Annotated in this window: 16 protein-coding genes; 8 read left to right on the forward strand and 8 right to left on the reverse strand. The window is 52.7% G+C overall.

Annotated features, from left to right (window positions below; genetic code table 11):
* Positions 1–5 precede the first annotated feature (5 nt).
* From B4E62_RS09280 to pilG, 6 genes are all read right to left on the reverse strand, one after another.
* Positions 6–6920 (reverse strand): Hpt domain-containing protein, encoded by a 6915-nt coding sequence (locus B4E62_RS09280; RefSeq protein WP_331351860.1) that lies wholly within the window; start codon positions 6918–6920, stop codon positions 6–8.
* A 41-nt stretch (positions 6921–6961) separates the two neighbouring features.
* The gene (locus B4E62_RS09285) at positions 6962–7819 is read right to left on the reverse strand and encodes a protein-glutamate O-methyltransferase CheR (protein WP_310068996.1); all 858 of its coding nucleotides are present in this window, start codon (positions 7817–7819) and stop codon (positions 6962–6964) included.
* An 86-nt stretch (positions 7820–7905) separates the two neighbouring features.
* Complete coding sequence (locus B4E62_RS09290; protein ID WP_310068993.1) at positions 7906–10062, reverse strand: methyl-accepting chemotaxis protein; 2157 nt, start codon at positions 10060–10062, stop codon at positions 7906–7908.
* A gap of 126 nt (positions 10063–10188) precedes the next feature.
* On the reverse strand, positions 10189–10731 hold the full coding sequence (locus B4E62_RS09295; RefSeq protein ID WP_310068991.1) for a chemotaxis protein CheW: 543 nt from the start codon (positions 10729–10731) through the stop codon (positions 10189–10191).
* A gap of 131 nt (positions 10732–10862) precedes the next feature.
* A complete protein-coding gene (locus tag B4E62_RS09300; RefSeq protein WP_310068988.1) occupies positions 10863–11225 on the reverse strand; it encodes a response regulator in 363 nt (120 codons plus the stop codon).
* 180 nt (positions 11226–11405) lie between these two features.
* Positions 11406–11801: a twitching motility response regulator PilG gene (gene pilG, locus B4E62_RS09305; protein WP_007639219.1), complete on the reverse strand. Its 396-nt coding sequence runs from the start codon at positions 11799–11801 to the stop codon at positions 11406–11408.
* Between the two features lie 362 nt (positions 11802–12163).
* Here pilG and gshB point away from each other — a divergent pair, with 362 nt between their 5' ends.
* The 4 genes from gshB (at position 12164) to ruvX (ending at position 15204) form a co-directional block, all read left to right on the forward strand.
* Complete coding sequence (gene gshB / locus B4E62_RS09310; protein WP_310068976.1) at positions 12164–13117, forward strand: glutathione synthase; 954 nt, start codon at positions 12164–12166, stop codon at positions 13115–13117.
* A 44-nt stretch (positions 13118–13161) separates the two neighbouring features.
* Positions 13162–14085, forward strand: coding sequence for an energy transducer TonB (locus B4E62_RS09315; RefSeq protein ID WP_310068973.1), 924 nt, complete (start codon positions 13162–13164; stop codon positions 14083–14085).
* Between the two features lie 63 nt (positions 14086–14148).
* On the forward strand, positions 14149–14745 hold the full coding sequence (locus B4E62_RS09320) for a YqgE/AlgH family protein (protein ID WP_310068969.1): 597 nt from the start codon (positions 14149–14151) through the stop codon (positions 14743–14745).
* A 39-nt stretch (positions 14746–14784) separates the two neighbouring features.
* The gene (gene ruvX, locus B4E62_RS09325; protein ID WP_331351861.1) at positions 14785–15204 is read left to right on the forward strand and encodes a Holliday junction resolvase RuvX; all 420 of its coding nucleotides are present in this window, start codon (positions 14785–14787) and stop codon (positions 15202–15204) included.
* Positions 15205–15275: 71 nt separating this feature from the next.
* Here the strand turns inward: ruvX and B4E62_RS09330 are convergent, their stop codons facing one another.
* Both B4E62_RS09330 and B4E62_RS09335 read right to left on the reverse strand, forming a co-directional pair.
* Positions 15276–16421: a PilT/PilU family type 4a pilus ATPase gene (locus tag B4E62_RS09330; protein ID WP_310068963.1), complete on the reverse strand. Its 1146-nt coding sequence runs from the start codon at positions 16419–16421 to the stop codon at positions 15276–15278.
* Between the two features lie 77 nt (positions 16422–16498).
* Positions 16499–17533 (reverse strand): type IV pilus twitching motility protein PilT, encoded by a 1035-nt coding sequence (locus tag B4E62_RS09335; RefSeq protein WP_310068960.1) that lies wholly within the window; start codon positions 17531–17533, stop codon positions 16499–16501.
* 62 nt (positions 17534–17595) lie between these two features.
* On the opposite strand from B4E62_RS09335, the gene B4E62_RS09340 reads away from it, so the two are divergent.
* From B4E62_RS09340 to B4E62_RS09355, 4 genes are read left to right on the forward strand one after another with little or no spacing between them, the layout of a single operon-like run.
* A complete protein-coding gene (locus B4E62_RS09340) occupies positions 17596–18300 on the forward strand; it encodes a YggS family pyridoxal phosphate-dependent enzyme (RefSeq protein WP_331351862.1) in 705 nt (234 codons plus the stop codon).
* Positions 18301–18323: 23 nt separating this feature from the next.
* Entirely contained in the window at positions 18324–19145 is an 822-nt protein-coding gene (gene proC, locus B4E62_RS09345) for a pyrroline-5-carboxylate reductase (RefSeq protein ID WP_331351863.1), read from the forward strand.
* A 49-nt stretch (positions 19146–19194) separates the two neighbouring features.
* Entirely contained in the window at positions 19195–19788 is a 594-nt protein-coding gene (locus tag B4E62_RS09350) for a YggT family protein (RefSeq protein WP_310068953.1), read from the forward strand.
* A 13-nt stretch (positions 19789–19801) separates the two neighbouring features.
* Positions 19802–20101: an antibiotic biosynthesis monooxygenase gene (locus tag B4E62_RS09355; protein WP_310068950.1), complete on the forward strand. Its 300-nt coding sequence runs from the start codon at positions 19802–19804 to the stop codon at positions 20099–20101.
* Positions 20102–20179: the final 78 nt, after the last annotated feature.

The raw sequence follows: 20179 nt of genomic DNA on the forward strand, positions 1-20179 counted from the left end.
CCGCCTTACTTCACGGTTTTGCCGAGCAATTCATTAATGTTGCCGAGCAGCAGATCTTCCTGATAGGGCTTGCCCATGTACTTGTTCACGCCAAGGCTGAACGCGCGTTCGCGGTGTTTTTCACCGGTACGCGAGGTGATCATAATGATTGGTAGATCCTTCAGGCGCGAGCTGGTGCGGATATTTTTAGCGACTTCGAAGCCGTCCATACGTGGCATTTCGATATCCAGCAGCATCACGTCAGGCATATGGTCTTGCAGCAATTGCAGGGCTTCAACACCGTCTTTCGCTGCGATCACTCGGAAGCCTTCGCGCTCCAGGAAGCGGCCGGTTACCTTGCGTACGGTTACCGAGTCATCCACTACCATTACAGTCTTCTCAGACAAATCTTCTTCCGGCGCAGCGCCAATTTTGAGCGGTTCGAGCAAGATGGCGTTTTGCAGGCCGAGTGCCAGCTGTTCGCGGATCATGGCGTGCAGATCCAGAATCACCACCACATTACCATCGCCCATTACCGTAGCGCCGGATACTCCGCGCACCGCACTGAACTGGGCGCCGAGGGTTTTTACCACGATCTCGCGCGAGCCGAGCAGGCGGTCCACTTGCAGCGCTACTGTGTGCTCGGTACTGCGCACCAGTACCACTGGCAGCGGCAGGGTTTGACCATCGAGCTTCGGCTGGGCGCTGGAGTCGAGCAGATTGCCCAAGTAGCGCACCAGATAGTTTTCACCGGCGTAATCAAAACGGGCGGTGTCATCTTGATAATAGTGCTCCAGCTCGAAGGGGCTGACGCGCACAATACCTTCAATCGAGTTGAGCGGAATGGCGTAAAGGTCATCGCCAATCTGCACCATCAGTGCGCGGTTCACCGATACAGTAAACGGCAGGCGGATGGTGAATTCAGTACCCGAGCCCCAGTTGGAATCGATAAACATGGCGCCGCCGAGCTGTTTGATCTCGGAGTGCACCACGTCCATACCCACACCGCGGCCGGAAATCTGGGTGACTTTTTCGGCGGTACTGAAGCCGGCGTGCAGGATGAACTGGATAATATCCTGGTCGGCGAGCTGAGCGTCGGCTGACATCAGGCCACGTTCAATAGCTTTTTCGCGCACACGTTTCAGGTTGATACCGCGACCATCGTCGATGAGGCGCAGGATTACATCGCCGCCTTCACGGCCGAGGGTCAGCAGGATACGGCCGTTCGGGTTTTTACCCGCAGCGATACGCTCATCAGGCGTTTCGATACCGTGGTCAACCGCGTTACGCAGCATGTGTTCGAGCGGCGCCACCATACGTTCCAACACGGTACGGTCCAGTTCGCCTTCGACGTTATCCAATTCGAAATCCACTTCTTTGCCCAGCTCGGTCGCCGCCTGGCGGACGATACGACGCAAGCGCGGCACCAGACGGGAGAAGGGCACCATGCGCGAGCGCATCAGGCCTTCTTGCAAGTCGGTGTTAATGCGCGACTGTTGCAGCAGCAAGGTTTCGGTATCGCGGGTTTTATCCGCGAGGGTGTATTTCAAGTCCATCAAGTCAGATGCGGATTCGATCAGCGAGCGCGACAGCTGCTGCAACTGCGAGTAGCGGTCCATCTCCAGCGGGTCGAATTCTTCGTGCTGCATCATTTGTTCCTGACGGAACAAGACTTGTGCTTCGGTTTCGATATCGAGGCGGCGCAGCTGTTCTTGCAGACGCTGGATGGTGGAATCCATCTCCTCGATTGATCCGCTCAAGTCGCTGACTTGCTGCTCCATACGGCCGCGGCTGATGGAGGTTTCACCGGCGAGGTTTACCAGTTCTTCGAGCAATTCTGCGGAGACTTTGACCACTTCTTGCGGGCCGGTGCGGCGTGCAGCCAAATGCTGTACTTGCGCTGGGCCGGTATTGCCTGAGCGCAGACCGCCACCGTATTCCGTGCCGGGAATAGCGCCGGGAACCGGAGCTACAGGTTTGGCTTTAGGCGCAAAGGTCAGTACATTCGGCTTCTGGCTGGGGCTGCCGTCATTTTCGTAACCGGTGCGTTCATAGCTGTTGTCAACAAGATCGCGGGTGTTATCGACGACAATAGTGGGTTTGTTGTAAGACGGTTGTTCGTCTTGCAACATAGGTACATCTTCCGCGTATTGGATGTCCTCAACCGCTTCGTCAACACTGACGTAGTTATCGGCTGGGGCATAGTTATCCAATACAGGAACGTAGCTATCCAACACCGGTGGTTCTGGTTCATCTTCGGCTGTATCAGCTACACCACCGTTCATGCGCGCTTGTGCCTTGGCAACGCCGGCGTGCATACGATCCTGATAGCCATGCAGGCGGTTGAAGAAGGATTGATCCAACTCAACATCATCGCCCATCTCAATCAGGATGGTTTCAAAGTCGTGCGACAAGTCGCCCAAATCAGTCAGGCCAGCGAGTCGTGCACCGCCTTTAAAGGTGTGCAGTGAACGCTTCAGCTCTTCAACACAGCTACTATTGTTCCAGTCGTCCTGCCATTCATTGAGCGACGTATCGATTTCTTCCAGCAGCTCACCTGCTTCTTCGATAAAGATCTCGACGATTTCCGGATCAAAGTCTTCATCTACCGCCAGTTCTGGTTCGGCCAGCGCTGGTTGGGGAGCCACAAATTGAACTTCAGCGACGGGTTCAGCTGTGACTTCTATAGGTGCTTCAACGACCAGATCTTCTGCTTCTGCATAAATTTCGTCAGAGGGCTCGCTGCCTTCCGCTTCCTGAGAATCGTGTAGTTCAACAGCCTCATCATAGACAGGATCTTCTTCAACCAGACTGATTTCCGGCAGCAGGGTGTAGGCGGTATTGTCTGCGTCTTCATCTACCAGCTCGATATTGTCAGCATCAGAGTCATAGCCGGCATGGGCTACAAACTCATAGGCACTTGGCTCGCTACCCGCAGGTTCGTCGAATTCGATGACCTCATCCAATTCGGCGAGCGGAATCTCTTCCTCTTCTGCCGCCGCCTCTTCAACTGCAACTGGTGCAACTTCTTCCTCGAACAGGGGGATATCTTCCTCAACCAACGGAATTTCGTCGTTGATCAGGGTGCTGAGAGTGACCACTTCGGTGCTGAGCAATTCATCCAGTGCATCGTTGACGGCATCCGGAATCCTGTGCAGGTTTTGTCCGGCTGCTATGGCATCCACCATATCCAACAGGGCGATGTGGGCGGCATTTAGGGTGGTGCAAACCGCTGGTGAGCAGGCCAACTGCTCGGCGATCACTGTCTCATAGACACTGTGGATTTTTTCGCTCAGCTCGGCCATGGCCGGCAGATAGGCGTGGGCTGCGGCTTTGGTGAGTTTGCCCAACTCGTCCATTACCGGGATCAACTGGATGGCATCGGATGGATCGGCGGCCCACTGGGCGATAATCTTGTCCGCGTCCAGCAGCAGGTTCATTTCCTCGGCCATAAAAATGGCGAGCAATTCCGGGTCTACCGGACGCTTGCCGCTCTCATCCAGCTCTTGCAGGCTGACGAGCGGGGCGACGTGGATCTCGCGCAGCTCATTCACACGCGCTACAAATTGCTGCAGGCGGGGAATATCGACCACTTCACCTGCTTCGATTTGATGCAGGGCAATTTGTGTGTAGCTGACGGCATCGCGCAACAGTTGGAGGATATCGTCATTGATATTAACGTGATAAGAACGTAGCTCTTTAACGAAGCGCTCCAGCGGCGTTGCCAATTCCGCCACCTGTGTAACTTCGGCCATATGCGCGCTGCCTTTGAGCGTATGCAATGCGCGCTGCATGCCTTCACTGGGCGGCTCGTAAATGGGCGCTTCAGCTTCCATGCGCGCGATATATTCCTCGACCACTTGCAGATGGGTGAGAGCTTCGGCGCCGAAAATTTCCCACAGCTGGGCGTCAGGATCGTCGATGTCAATATCGTCGTTGGTCGCTGCGCTGTAATTGAAGCTAACGGCTTGATGTTCACTGTAGGCTTGCGCCAGTTGGGCGACGTCATCTTCGTCGACGATTTCAACCTGGTCTTCCAGTGTCATCAAGGGTGGCGTTGGTTCTTCTTCACTATCAAGATCGAGAACCTCGTCTCCAACTTCCAACTCAACCACGGGTAAGTCAGCCATTTCCAGCGTTAATTCTTCATCAGCGCTGTCGCTAGCTTCTTCATCTTCAACTGTGAAGTTCAGCTCTTCAGACAGCTCGGTGATGGCTTCGTTATAAGCCTCTGAGACGTCCAGTTGCGGTTCTTCCAGTTGTATTTCAATGTCAGGTTCTTGAATCTGTTGTTCTTCTTGCTCGGCGTCAAGGTCGAGGCCTTGTTCATGTTCCTCATCATCTCCCTGCAGTGTGTAAGCGTCACTGCTATCAACAGCTTCAGGCATGGATACAGGAGCAGGGCTATCGCCCAGTTCGGCGAGCAGTTCGTCCGGGGTGACACCTTGGGAGAGAGAGACCGCCTGTTGGCGATAGGTTTCGGCCAATTGTGCATGGGGATTGGGTTGATTGTCGCGGAAGGCGGCGATCATATCCGGCAGCAATTGGCGTACTTTTTCAATGATATGGATGTGTACGGCGCCGGCGACTATAGTGCGGTCGATCACGCGGTTGAGCATGTTTTCGATCGACCAGGCCAGCTCGCCGATCTCATTGGCGCCGACCATGCGGCCGCTGCCTTTCAAAGTATGGAACGCGCGGCGGAATTCGGTCAGCGCTTCCTTGTTTTCAAAATTCTGCGCCCACTGCGGGAAGTATTCGCCAATGGTCTCGGTAACTTCGGTGGCCTCTTCGATAAAAATCTCGATGATTTCGTCGTCGATGTCTTCATCGTCGCGCTGAATTACCGGGGCATTGCTGGTGGCGACGAGATTGCTTTCCGGTTCATTGACTGCTTCTGCTGTGTCTTCTTCATCGCTTTCATCAAGCTCCGCAATAGCTTCTGCGATGGTGATCTCTTCCACCTCAGCCGCCGGGAGTTCAGCCTCAGTTTCGCTAATCACGGTGTCAGTGGTTAGTACGGGAGCCGGATCAGCTACCGGTGTTTGGACCTCAGCGTAAAGGGCAGAGAGATGGGCGAATTCATCTGCAATCGGAGTTTCCGGTTCAATCACTTCTTGATAAGCGGCGGCTAATTCTTCGGCAGCATCGCTTTCTTCGATGATCTCCTGTTCGGCCAGATTAGCATCGGCATAGTTGGTGGCCTGGGCAGGCACTGCGTCGCTGGTAGATTTACTGGTTTTGGCAACAGCGTAACCAAGGCTGGCAACACTTTCTTCTGCCACGCTCAGCAGCAGGTCGTTTTCTTCTTTGCGGCCGCCGCTACTCAGACGCTCCAGATAGTACTCAACGCTGGTAATGGCATCGGCCAGCGTATCCAATGTGGTCCATTGCGGGGTGGAATCCTGTTGCAGCAGTTGCTCTTCAATAAACCGGGCGCAGGCACCCAGAATTCGCGCTGGGCGCGGCAATGGCATTATCTCCAGACCACCGCGGATTTCGCGCAGGGTGGTAGGCACACTTTGCAGATGTTGGCGGTTCCACTGGGAGGCGATGTATTCGATGATTGCGTCTTTGGCGTGCTCAAGGCCGTTGCGCGATTCGCGCAGCACAGACTCTTTGGCACGCGTGAGGGTGATATCCGAGTCTTCACCGCCCGCGTCTTGCCCACCCATTTCGGCCAAACTATCGAGGGAGTTTTCAACCGCAATCAGCTGACTGGCGACTGCAAGTAATTGTTCGTCGCTGAGTTGGCTGCTGGATTCGACTACCAAATCCAGCGCGGCGCCCTGTTCCAGTACGCGCTTGCGCAGGTCGCCCAAGCCAAGTACCGCCAAAGTATCGGCGACCCGTTTGACGATGGGCAAAGCATCGCCCAGTGCCGACTGGGTATCGCCGCCGGCGAGGCAGATATCCAGGCTATTTTTGATCAGATTAAGTTCTTCTTTGAGCGCACCTACCACCGAGCGCATGGCTTCGGCATCGGGCACCGAGAGCATGTTTTGCGCTTCTTCGCCGCTCTCTTTGCCTTCCAGCAGCGCCTCTTCAAGATGGTAGTTTTCATAGACGCGCTGCAACTGCGAGTTGGGCGGAAAGCCGGGGGCGTGTTTGCCCGCGCGCGCAACGTAATAGAGCAGGTTTTTGATCAGCTCATCGTTGGTGAAACTGTTGAGTGCCTTGGTGCCGTGAACGGCGAGAACCTTGATCTCTTTATCCAGCTGGCGTAGCAGGTTTTTGACCGCGACGCTGATTTCAATCGCATCGATTTCAATCGCTTCAACCAGTGCCAGCGAGATATCCCAGAGCGCAAAGCGCGCAGTGCCGTGAGTGAGTTTTTGCAGGCGCGAAAACGCTTTTTGCAGATAGGCGAGATTTTCCTCCGGGTTGACACCGCGGATAAAACCCGAGGCGGCGTACTGGTACATCTGGCGCAGTTTGAGCACCATGGCCTGGAATTGCACATTATCGTTAGTGACGGGCAGGCGTGCGCCGGATACTTTTTTGGCCGGCGTCAGGTTGGGTACAAAGAGTTTGGTATCGGTGAGCAGGCTCTCGCCACGCACGGCGCGCAGGTCGTTGAGCAGCGGCAAGACCACCAGCGGATTGTCTTTGCGGGTGGCTTTGACTTGATCGAGATAAAGTGGGAATTGCAGGATGGCGCGCATCAGGACTTCTTGCGCTTCACTGCTGTTGGCGACGCTATTGGCGATCATCGCCTGGGTCAGCTGTTCCATTTCGCTGGCGAGCATGGCGGCGCCATAGAACTCCACCATTTGCAGGCTGCCGTGAACCTGATGGATATGGGTCAGGCAAAAGCGGATGCGCGCGGCATCTTTAGGATTCTCAACATAGCTTTCAAGGGCTTGGCGCGCTTCTTTCAGCGTCTCACTGATCTCATGGATCAACCAATCCAACGCGGCAAAATTGCGATTATCTGCCATGCAGAACTTTCCTCTCGTTATTCTCGCTCGGTGCGAATTTTTTATCGTTCTTCACGAACGTAGGCCTGCACGTGATCATCGCCCGTGCGCTGCATTTCGGGGTGTTCCCAGTCCACCACTTCGCCGAGGCCGACAACTAACAAACCGCCCGGTTTCAGGCGCTCGACCAGGGCATTCAGTACATCGCGGCGCAGCCAGCGGCGGAAATACACCAACAGGTTTTGGCAGAAAATCACATCCACTTGCACTACCGGTAGCTGGCGCGCGTGGATAATATTGGTGTGGGTAAAACACACTCGGTCGCGTAGTTTATTTACCACTTCATAGCTGCCATCGGTACAGAGTTGCAGATAGCGTTTGGCTTCGTCTGGTTTTACCTGTTCGACCCGGCGTTTGCCATAGCGGCCCTTGCGACCGGCCGCCAGCGCCGACGAGCTGATGTCCATAGCGGTAATGCCGTAGTAGGGGCTAATAGCTGCCAACTCAAAGCAGTCGTTCACCACCATCGCCAGCGAGTAGGCCTCTTCACCGGTGGCACAGCCCAGGCTCCATATATCAAAGCTGTTGTTCAGCGCCTGATTGTTAATTTTTTGCTGCAGATAATTGCGCACATATTCGATGGATTCGCGGTGGCGGAAAAAGCTGGTTTCTTTCACCGCGATGCGGTCAATCAAACGCGACCATTCCAGTTTCGCTTCTATTGTTTCCTTGGAAACAAAATCGAAATAGGCGTTGTAATCTTCATGGCCATGGTCGCGCATGCGCGAGGTCATCTGCGACTCCAGCCACGCTTTCTGTTGAAAAACCAACTGGATACCCGTGCGCTCTTCCAGCAGCTTGCCCCATTGGAGAAACTGGTCTTCGGTGAGTGTAGGTAATGTGCGCAGTGACCAGGCCATAGGTACTATCTACATAGGTACTATCTGTAAATTACTTTCGTAAGTTACTGGCTGCGATGCCAGCGGGGGCTGGCATCGCTTGTTTATCAGGCTTTTGAAGTGGCGAAGATGTCGTCGTCGGGCAACAGTTCGTCGTCCAGATCGATTACTTCGGCATTGCTATCGAAATCCATAGCCGGGGTAGTGGCCATAGCTTTACGTGCCGCGCTGGCGCGGCCTTCCGACATATCTTCTTCTGGCAGTTTGAAACCAGCCACAGATTCACGCAGGTCGAGTGCCATTTCGGCGAGGTTACCAATCGATTGCGCGGTAGCAGAGGTACCGGCGGAGGTTTGGGTAGTAATCTCTTGAATAACATTCATCGTGTTGGAGATGTGACCCGCAGACGATGCTTGTTGGCGCGCGGCGTTGGAAATGTTCTGGATCAATTCCGCCAAGCTTGATGATACGTTTTCAATTTCTTCCAGTGCCACACCCGCATCCTGTGCGAGGCGTGCACCGCGCACCACTTCAGAGGTGGTTTGTTCCATCGAAATTACCGCTTCGTTGGTATCGTTCTGAATGGTTTTTACCAGCGCTTCGATCTGCTTGGTTGCGGCTGCGGAACGTTCCGCAAGGCGTTGAACTTCGTCCGCCACCACCGCGAACCCGCGGCCCGCGTCACCGGCCATCGATGCTTGAATTGCCGCGTTAAGTGCGAGGATGTTGGTTTGGTCCGCAATGTCGTTAATCAAACTTACGATATCACCGATCTCTTGTGACGATTCACCGAGGCGTTTAATACGTTTGGAAGTATCTTGAATCTGTTCGCGGATGGTATCCATCCCGTGGATGGTGTTCTGTACCACTTTCGCACCGTTGCCCGCGATCGATACCGCGCGCTCCGCTACCGCTGCCGATTCGGCGGCGTTTGCAGATACCTGGTCAATCGTCACCGCCATTTCGTTTACCGCGGCGGATGCACCGGCGATTTCTTGTGCCTGGTGTTCAGAAGCTTCGGCGAGGTGCAATGCAGTTTGCTGGGTTTCCTGCGCAGCGGCCGATACGTTAACCGCAGTTTCGTTGATTCGCGCAACCAGGATACGCAGCTGGTCGATGGTGAAGTTAATAGAGTCAGCGATCGCACCGGTAAAGTCCTCGGTTACGGTTGCGGTCGTGGTCAAGTCACCGTCCGCGAGGTCAGCCAGTTCATCGAGGAGACGCAAAATTGCGGTTTGGTTACGCTCGTTGGTATCCGCAGTTTCATCCGCGCGTTTACGTGCGCCCATATACTGGTTAAAGCCCAGAAAGAACAAAGAGCCGAGAGTAATAGCGGCGAGCACAATAACAGTCATATTGTTGATGAACGGACGGCTGTCTGCTTGCCCGGCAATTTTATCGGAGATGGCGGCCAGACCTTGTAGCAGTTGTGGGGTGTCGTTCAGCAATGCATCAGATGCCTGACGGGCGCGAGTCAGGGTGGTAGAACCTTCAACCATCTCCTGGATCGATTTGTTTACGCCTTCAAACAGGGTGGTGATCTGGTCAAGACTGGCGCGCGCTTGTGCGTCAGATACACGGGTAATACGCAGTGCCGGGTCGCCGTCTTTCATAGCGGTCAGTACGCGCGCGTAGAAGTTGGCGTCGCGGTTGAATTGGTCGGCGGCATCGCCGGAGTCGGTATCACCGCGCAGCATTTTATCCACGTTACGACCGATACGCTCGGCGCGCCAGGAGAGCAGCTGGGCTTGGATCGCTTGGTCGGCAGGAGCGCCGGATTCAAGCAGGATATCCACGATGTTGTTGTGTTCAGTCTGCAGGGTAGGCAGGTTGTCGTTCAGGGTGTTACCTACGTTATTGAGCGATACGATCAGGTCTTTGTTGGTCGCAATCGCTTGGGCGTTGGTTTTTACCCGGTTCCAGATGGCGCCGAAGCTGTCGAATTCTGCACTGAGCGATGCACGGGTGCGCTCGTCGCTAGCGCGCAACATATCCCATGTACTGCCCATGCTCTCTACCACGCCGGTCAATTCACCAAAGGCTTTTTCATCGCCTGAGGTTGCGTCACGCGATAGGGATGTCAGGCGGTAGGCTTGCGCACGCAAGTCAGCGGCCTGTTGCAGATATCGCTGGTCATTGCTCTTACCCTGGTTAATCAGGAACAGCAACACCATCGCGGCAGCAAATGAAGCCACCAGCAAGACCGAAGCGATAACAGTCGTCGGTTTTGCCTTGAAGGTGGCAATCTTTGAATCAGTTTTCATCTAAGCACTCCTAACCAGCGTTCGGTTTTATTTTTTCTATCCACTGCGCTTTTTGCACGAGGCAGCAAGCTTCAATTTGACTCTCAATCTAACGTTTGGGTTGAACTGTTATTGCATATCTATAAATCAGGTTTTTGCCGCGTTGGTAAAACGCGGATCTTCCGCCAGCAGCGCCGGCCGGAACAGCGACCAGCGCTCGCCCCCCTGCGGGTAACTGCCGGTCACAAACGGCAAAATAGAACTTGCTACGGCTCCGGCCTGCTCGCTGTATTCATCCATGGGAAAGTGCTGCATACCGAAAACCTGATCGACGATAAGGCCGGAATAAAGTGTTTCAGTTTCCAGAATTAATACCCGGCGGTGTTTGCGCGTCCCAGTGAGGCGGTCGCCAAAAAACATTGCCAGATCAAATAGTGGTAACAGCCGGCCACGTACGTTGGCGACCCCTTTCACCCAGGGTTGTACACCGGGCAAATGAGTGTGGTTGGGGACTTCCAGCATTTCCGAAATTTCACCAATAGGCACGACAAAATAGCTGCCCATAAGCGCAAAGCCGATACCGCTCCAGTGGGGGCGTATATCGGCCTGTGCAGGCAGACCGCGTGCCGCTGCGCGGCTGCGCTGGGCTAATGTGAGCAGGGCCTGAAAGGCGGCCTGTGGTTCTGACATAAATCTATCCGTAACTGTCGTGTACCAACACCCGGGGTCGACCCATGAGGCCGTTTTACTGAATGGTCGGTGCTGATACTTGTTGTTATTGTCTATCAATCATCCATGCAGTTGATGAGCTTATCCTTCGATTAGCGCAATACCTCGGCCATTGCCGCCATCAATACTTCCTGGGTAATAGGTTTGGACAGATAGGCTTTGGCACCCTGACGCATACCCCAGACACGGTCGGTTTGCTGGTCTTTGGTGGTCACAATAATGACTGGAATATGCGCCGTCTCAGGGGTTTTTGATAATTGACGAGTTGCTTGGAAGCCGTTGAGGCCGGGCATAACCACATCCATCAGGACTACATCGGGCAATTCTTTTTGCGCCATCACAATACCGGCTTCACCATTGTCAGCGGTCATGACTACATGGCCGTTCTTTTCCAGCATGCTGGTGAGTTTGTAGGTCTCGGTGGGTGAGTCGTCAATAATCAATACTCTGGCCATAAATGCTCCAAAAAAACGAATAATTGTTCCGCAGGCAATGCGGCGAATGTTAAACAGTCCTTTGGAAGTTCATCCAGACTATTACTGTGCTGATACAAAGTGCGCAGTTGACGCGCGAGTAATAGTCAAAAAACAAATAGGCTTAAACCCGGTACTCTTCTTAATCAAACGCTCAATCTATCAAGATGCCTTGAGATGTTTGACGTGCGCTTCTATTGCGCCGAGTAACTCGCTTTTGCTAAAAGGTTTGGTGAGATATTGGTCGGAACCGACAATACGCCCTTTGGCTTTGTCGAACAGGCCGTCTTTACTGGATAACATAATGACCGGGGTGGTCTTGAATTCGCTGTTATTTTTGATCAGGGCACAGGTTTGATAGCCATCGAGACGCGGCATCATAATGTCCACAAAAATAATGTCGGGGCGGGTATCGGCAATTTTCGCCAGGGCATCAAAGCCGTCGGTGGCGGTAATCACCATACAGCCCGCTTTTTTGAGCAGTGTTTCAGCCGTGCGCCGGATGGTCTTGCTATCGTCGATAACCATCACTTTGAGGCTTTCGTAAGTTACTTCCATACTCTGACCTTGCCTTTTGTTATTGCTGCAGTAGTTGCTGCCGCTGCCAGATATACACGTTGATTGATGAAACTTGGTTGAGCGAATAGGTTATATAACGCTCATCCATTAAAACGGGCGTCAAAATAACGCCACCAATGAAAAATGAACTTTTAACACAGTTTTTAAGGTTGCGCCATAACTAGTTGAATATATGAGCAATCCATACAGTTTTTTGTTTTTTTAGATCGCTTTAATCTGTCTGTAATAATCTTGCTTTAATTGCCTTCAGGACTTAACTTTAGCCCGCCCTGTGTGTCCCGGCAAAAATATTTATACATCCTAATAATACACAGTTTGTATTATTTATAAGAGTAAGGTTTATGGCTATCTCTCTCGGCGTGGTAATGGACCCTATCGCAGATATCAAATTCTATAAAGACACGACGCTGGCGCTATTGTTGGCGGCGCAAGAGCGCGGTTGGGATCTGCATTATATGGAGCAGAGTGATCTCTACCTCCTGCAAGGCGAAGCGCGCGCGAATACGCGCAACCTGTTTGTTGCCGACAATGGTGATAGTTGGTTTGAGCTGGGTTTGCATGAGGATAAAAAACTGGGTGATCTGGATGTGATCATCATGCGCAAAGACCCGCCCTTTGATAACGAGTATATCTATAGTACCTACATCCTCGAGGCGGCCCAGAATCAGGGTGCGCTGGTGGTCAATGATCCGCGCAGCCTGCGCGACTGCAATGAAAAAATCTTTGCGACCCAATTTCCGCAGTGCTGCCCGCCAGTGTTGGTCAGCCGCGATATGCTGCGCCTGCGCGACTTTCACCGCAGCCATGGCGATGTGATTTTTAAACCGCTCGATGGCATGGGCGGCAGCCGTATTTTCCGCTGCCGTCAGGACGACCCCAATGTCGGCGTCATTTTGGAAACCCTCACCGAATTTGGTGCCCAGACGATTATGGCGCAGCGCTATATCCCGGAAATCACTGAGGGCGACAAGCGCATTTTGGTGGTGGACGGCGAACCGGTTCCCTACTGCCTCGCGCGCATTCCTGCGCAGGGTGAGACGCGCGGGAATCTGGCGGCGGGCGGGACGGGAGTTGCTCAACCGCTCACCGATCAGGATTACTGGATTGTCGAGCAGGTGGCACCCACGCTGAAAACCAAGGGTCTGTTATTTGTCGGTCTTGATGTCATCGGCAACTACCTGACTGAGATTAACGTTACCAGCCCCACCTGCGCGCGCGAAATCGACAAGGCCTATAACACGGGAATTGGGTCACGGCTTATCGACGCCATAGAGCGTAAATTAGCGGCGCAGTAATCAGCTAAGACAATGCTGCATTTCCCAATACCAGAGTAGATCGAATGAATCAGGCCGTTGCCTTGGAAGAAGAAAGTCTCGCCGTGCCGCCGGTCGATACCGGTGATCGCCTGAGCTTTACCTTTTTTCTGGCCATAGCTTTGCACGCCTTTTTAATCTTGGGCTTTAGTTTCAAGCTACCTGATCACAGTAATACTTCACAGACGATCGAGATCACACTCGCGACACATAAATCGCTGAAAGCACCGGACAACGCTGACTTCCTCGCCCAACACAACCAGGAGGCGAGTGGCACCCTCGATGAAGCCAAGCAACTCACCACCGAGCGTCAAGCGGAGTTTGCCGATACCCAGGTGCGCGAGGTAAACCCGGTACCGCAGCAACAGGCGGCTTCCACAAAAAAGATTAAAGAGCAGCAACTGCTTTCGACTACTGCCAAAAGCACCCAGACTACCCAGCTCAAACTGAACCCTGATGAGCGCGAAGAGCGCGAGGCACTAGACGGTTTGATGGAAGACCAGCCGCTGGATTCCACAGAAATTGCCAGCCTGCAAGCCAAGTTGGATAAACAGCGGCAAGAGTATGCCAAGCGCCCACGTGTGCGGACGCTCACGTCGGTGTCCACCAAGGAATCGTTTGATGCCAAATACTTGCACGAGTGGGGCACCAAGATCGAACAAGTGGGCAACCGCAATTATCCCAAAGAAGCATTGAGTCGCCACATTACCGGCCACTTGCGCTTGTCGGTAGTGATCAACCCCGATGGCACTATCTACGAAATCAAAGTTCTGCAATCGTCCGGCCAGCGCATACTCGATGATGCCGCGCGCCAAATCGTGCGTCTTTCATCACCCTTCGCAAGCTTCCCTCCCGAGATACGCAAACAGGCCGACCGCTTGCAGATTATTCGCACCTGGAATTTTGAAATCACCGGCCAAGGTTCCACTATCACCACGTCGGCCAATTGATCAGCAACCAATAAATTTGCCGCCCCTGCTTGTTTTACCTTTGTTAGGCCTCATACTGAATCCATGAACGAAAAAAGCACATTGACTACAAGTTACGATGAACTTACCCCAGGCAGTTTGCGCGACCATTTTCTTATCGCTATGCCGGGTTTGAATGATTCATCCTTTGCCCACACAGTGACTTACATTTGTGAGCACAGTGACAAAGGTGCTATGGGGGTGGTTATCAATACCGCCACACCTATGCTGCTCAAAGAAATTTTTTCGCAGATGGATCTTGATGACCTCTCTGACCAAGGCGATCAGATTGTAATGAGTGGTGGGCCGGTGCAGCCTGAGCGCGGTTTTGTGCTCCATAGCAATGAGGCCAAATGGCAATCGACGCTGGAAATATCACCCGACATCAGCCTCACCGCCTCGCGCGATATTATTACTGCCCTTGCTGCCGGCCGCGGGCCCAAGCAATGTTTGATTGCGCTCGGTTATGCCGGTTGGGGTGAAGGTCAGTTGGAGGCGGAAATTGCAGCAAACAGCTGGCTCACAGTGCCGGCCGATAAAGACATTATTTTCAACACCCCGTTTGAAGAGCGCTGGACGTCAGCGGCGCAAACTCTGGGTATTGATGTCAATTTAATTTCCAGTACTGCTGGTCACGCCTGAGCTTTCAGGCCCTGCGCGCTTAAGCTTGTTTGAATAATTATGATTAAAACCTTGCTTGCCTTTGATTACGGCACTAAAAATATTGGTGTCGCCTCCGGCCAAACCATTACCCGCTCCGCTAATTCCCAAGCGCCGTTAAAAGCCAAAGATGGGATTCCCGATTGGAACCAAATTGAAAAATTATTGAAGGAATGGCAGCCTGATTTGGTGTTGGTGGGTTTGCCACTCAATATGGACGAAAGTGAAAGTGAACTCAGCGCGCGTGCGCGCAAATTTGCCAACCGCTTGCACGGCCGCTTTGGCGTAAAAGTGGAATTGGTGGATGAACGTCTGAGCAGTTTTGAAGCAAAAAGTGAAGTGATGGAGCGAGGTGGTTCGCGTGATTATAAACATAATCCGGTTGATTCTATTGCTGCGCGACTGATTTTGGAAAGTTGGTTGAAACAAAACCAACCTTGACCTCATTCAGGTCTAACCATAAAAAATGCCGGAATGACCCGGCATTTTTTATGGAGATGATGTTTGGTATTTTAAAACATCTTGCCGCGATTGTTGTGCTCATCACTTTGGATCGACAAACTATCTGCTGCATGGGATAAATAATTTGCATCGGTTTCAGAACCGAGTTTGATCATCAAACGCAAGTCGTTGGGTGAGTCGGCGTGCAACAGTGCATCTTCATAGGTGATCTCGCCGTTGTCGTAAAGCGCATAAAGTGCCTGATCGAATGTTTGCATTCCGAGTTCGGTTGAACGCTTCATCAACTCTTTCAAATCCGACACTTCGCCTTTGCGGATTAAATCCTGCGCCAGCGGGGTGTTGATCATAATTTCCAGACAAGCGCGGCGACCGTTGCCGTCGGGTGTCGGAATTAATTGCTGCGCGACAATCGCTTTCAGGTTGAGCGACAAATCCATCCATAATTGGCGGTGGCGATCGGCAGGGAAGAAGTGAATGATGCGGTCGAGCGCCTGGTTGGCGTTGTTGGCGTGCAATGTACACAGACACAGGTGGCCGGTTTCCGCAAACGCTATCGCGTGGTCCATGGTTTCGCGCGAACGCACCTCACCAATCAAAATGACATCAGGTGCTTGTCGCAAGGTATTTTTCAGCGCTACTTCGAAGGATTCAGTATCAATACCTACTTCGCGCTGGGTAATAATGCAACCCTGGTGTTGGTGGATAAATTCAATCGGGTCTTCAATCGAAATAATATGACCTTTGGAATTTTGGTTGCGATGGCCAATCATGGCGGCGAGCGATGTGGATTTACCGGTACCGGTCGCGCCCACAAAAATAATCAGGCCACGTTTGGTCATGGCCAATTCTTTGATGATTTCCGGCAGTCCTAATTCATCGGGTGCAGGGATTTTGGTTTCAATACGGCGCAATACCATGCCCGCCAAATTGCGCTGGTAAAACGCACTGGCACGGAAGCGGCCAATACCGCGCGCGCTCACCGCAAAATTCAGTTCTTTCTTTTCGATAAATTCCGCGCGTTGTTTTTCATTCATCACACTCAGCACCAGCTCGCGTGCTTTTTCCGGCGCCAGCGGTGTGGCAGTGACGGGCACCACTTTGCCGTGGACTTTGATCGAAGGTGGCACACCGGCGGTGATAAATAAATCCGACGCGCCCTTCTCTACCATCAACGATAATAACCGATCAAAATCCATAACAATGCACCCTAAAAATTATTGAAAAATTGTGCTGTGGGATAACAAGAAAATTAAACACGCTCCGGCACACTTTATTAAAAGTTTTCCGGAAACTTGGCCTTACCCTTGGCCGCTTCGCGGCTGATGATACGGCGCGAGACCAGATCGGCCAGACACTGGTCCATGGTCTGCATGCCGAGCGACGCACCGGTTTGGATTGCCGAATACATTTGCGCGACCTTGTCTTCGCGGATCAGGTTACGGATCGCCGAAGTACCGCGCATAATTTCGTGCGCCGCCACGCGGCCGCCGCCGTTTTTCTTCATCAAGGTTTGTGAAATTACCGCTTGTAAGGATTCCGACAACATTGAACGCACCATGGATTTTTCATTTGCCGGGAATACGTCCACGATACGGTCGATGGTTTTAGCCGCTGATGTGGTATGCAGTGTGCCGAATACCAGGTGGCCAGTTTCTGCGGCGGTCAGTGCGAGGCGGATGGTTTCTAGATCGCGCATCTCACCGACGAGAATAATGTCAGGGTCTTCACGCAGCGCCGAGCGCAATGCTTCGTTAAAACCGTGAGTATCGCGGTGGACTTCGCGCTGGTTGATCAGGCATTTTTTGGATTCGTGTACGAATTCAATGGGGTCTTCGATGGTGAGTACGTGTTCGTATTTGTTGTCATTGATGTAGTCGATCATGGCCGCCAGGGTAGTGGATTTTCCTGAACCAGTCGGTCCGGTCACCAGCACCAGGCCGCGCGGTACGGCGCAGATATCGCGGAACACATTGCCCATGCCCAACTCTTCCATGGTCAGTACCTTGGAGGGAATGGTACGGAACACGGCACCGGCACCGCGGTTCTGGTTAAAGGCGTTAACGCGAAAGCGCGCGACACCCGGCACTTCAAATGAAAAGTCGGTTTCCAGGAATTCTTCATAGTCCTTGCGCTGCTTGTCATTCATAATGTCGTAGATCAAGCCATGCACCTGCTTGTGCTCCATGGGCGGCAGGTTGATGCGGCGTACGTCGCCATCCACGCGGATCATCGGTGGCAGACCCGCCGAGAGATGCAAGTCAGATGCGCCTTGTTTGGCGCTGAAGGCCAGGAGTTCGGTGATATCCATCAGAGCAACCTTTTGTTATTTGTCTGCAGTGCAGACCTTTGTGGCTAATTAGAAAACGGAATATGCACAAGATAGACGACCAGCTCGCGAAAGTCACCGCACGAATTCACCAAGCCGCCACAGCCGCCGGACGAAATCCGCAAACTGTGCAGTTGATCGCTGTGAGTAAAACCCAAGCTGCACAGGCCTTGGCCAATGCCTATGCCTGGGGGCAGCGCGCCTTTGGTGAAAACTACCTGCAGGAAGCGCTCGACAAACAAGTTCAACTGGCCGATCTGAAAGATATTGAATGGCACTTTATCGGCCCGATCCAATCCAACAAAACCCGCCCGATAGCGGCGCACTTTAGCTGGGTACACTCGGTCGATCGCCTGAAAATCGCCCAGCGCTTGAGTGAACAGCGCCCGCCAGAGCTGCCGCCACTGAATATCTGTGTGCAAGTAAATATAGACGATGAAACCACCAAGTCAGGTGTCAGCCTTACGGAATTACCGGTTTTAGTCGCAGCGATCAGCCAATTGCCGCGCCTACGTTTGCGCGGGCTGATGGCAATACCCGCCGCGACCAACAATCCCGCGCAGCAGCGCGCCGCTTTTGCTAAATTGCACCGCGCACTCGAATCGTTAAACCTGCAGGGTTATGGGCTTGATTGCCTGTCCATGGGCATGTCGGGCGATATGGAAGCGGCGATCGCCGAAGGAGCGACCTTTGTGCGTGTTGGTACGGATATTTTTGGCGCTCGCCCTAAAGCGAGTGCGGGACAATAATTTTTTAACCTTAAGGGTTTACTGTGAAAACATCCAGGATTGCATTTATCGGCGCAGGCAATATGGCCAAGGCGATTATCGGTGGCCTGTTGGCCGAAGGTTTTACCCGTGCGCAGATCAGCGCCGCTGGCCCGCGCAAGGAAACACTCAATAAAGTGGCGGATGAATTCGGTATTGCGGTCAGTACCGACAATGCCGCAACTGCCGCTCATGCCGATGTGATTGTGCTCGGGGTGAAACCGCAAATGCTGAAAGAAGTTGCGCTCGGTTTGCGCGGATCCCTGACGCATAAACCGCTGATTATTTCGGTCGCGGCGGGTATTACCACGGCGAGTATCGCGAGTTGGTTGGGTGAGGATCAGGCCATCGTCCGTTGTATGCCTAATACGCCATCACAATTGCGCGCTGGTGCCAGTGGTTTATATGCAAATGCACTGGTGAGTGACGAACAAAAATCGGCCGCTAATTCGATTCTCGGTGCAGTGGGCATTGTGCAGTGGTTGGATGATGAAGCTTTATTAAATCCAGTCACCGCTGTTTCCGGTTCCGGCCCTGCTTATTTCTTTTTATTGATGGAAGCGATGATCGATGCGGGTGTTGAATTGGGGTTAACTCGTGAGTGCGCCGCCGAGTTGACCTTGCAAACTGCACTGGGCGCCGCCATGCTCGCCAAAGATAGTGAGTTTGATGTGGCTGAATTGCGCCGTCGCGTTACCTCACCCAAAGGCACCACAGAGCAAGCCATTCTGTCATTTGAACAAGACAATTTGCGTGCAAGCGTATTAAAAGCCATGACCGCTTGTTCCAGCCGCGCCGTGGAATTGTCCGAGCTGTTAGGCAAGTAATCTTTTTTTGCGCTCAACTTTTTATTGAAAACTATCACCGGAGATTTTCATGTTCGCCAATATTTTGCATCTGATTGTTTATAGCTTGATGTCGCTGTTTCTGGTGATTGTGATTTTGCGTTTTTTACTGCAATTGGTGCGCGCCGATTTTTATAATCCCGTTTCGCAAGCGATTGTCAAAATCACCATGCCGCTGTTAAAACCGCTGCGCAAATTTATTCCCAGTGTGTTGGGGATTGATACGGCCTCTGTGGTGTTAATTATCCTGGTGCAATTGTTGGCTACGGCAATTTTGTCCACCATTATGGGCGCTCCGGGGCTGATCCTGAATCCGCTGCCGCTGATCCTGTGGGGCATCATCGGCGCGCTCACTATTATTTCCAGCATATTTTTCTGGTGCATGATCATCAGCATTATTGGCAGTTTTGTCGCGCCTATGAGCCATCACCCACTGCTCACCCTCGCCAATCAAATTATCGATCCACTTGCGGCGCCCATCCGTAAAGTGATTCCGCCACTGGGCGGGGTGCTGGATATATCGCCGATTATTATTTTATTGGGGTTAAAAATTGTGGATATGTTAATTGCGCGTCTCGCCAATCTTGTCGGCGTATACCCGCAATTGGTACTGGGTTATTGGTAATACCGGAGTGCCCATGTACGCCGTAATTTTCCACGCTGAAATCGCCCAGCTCGACGACGAGTATTTTGCAACTGCCAAACAGATGCGCGAGTTGGCGATGACACATTACGGCTGCGTCAATTTTGTCGCGACTACCGAAGGGAGTCGTGAAATAGCGATTTCCTATTGGCCGAGCCTCGACCATATCAAGCTTTGGAAACAAAATTCCGACCACCTGCGGGCGCAGCAACAGGGAAAGTCGCGCTGGTATAAATCCTACAAAGTGGAAGTGGTTGAGCTGTTACGAACCTACGAGTCAACTTTCTCCCATTAATGTCTATCCGAGTCTTTTTCTAGACTAATCTCCTCTTACCGGTTGGCTAATTTGGCAACCAGTAAAGTTTTATCTGAA

Source organism: Cellvibrio sp. UBA7671, assembly GCA_002483145.1.
In the GTDB taxonomy this organism is placed as follows: Bacteria; Pseudomonadota; Gammaproteobacteria; order Pseudomonadales; family Cellvibrionaceae; genus Cellvibrio; species Cellvibrio fibrivorans.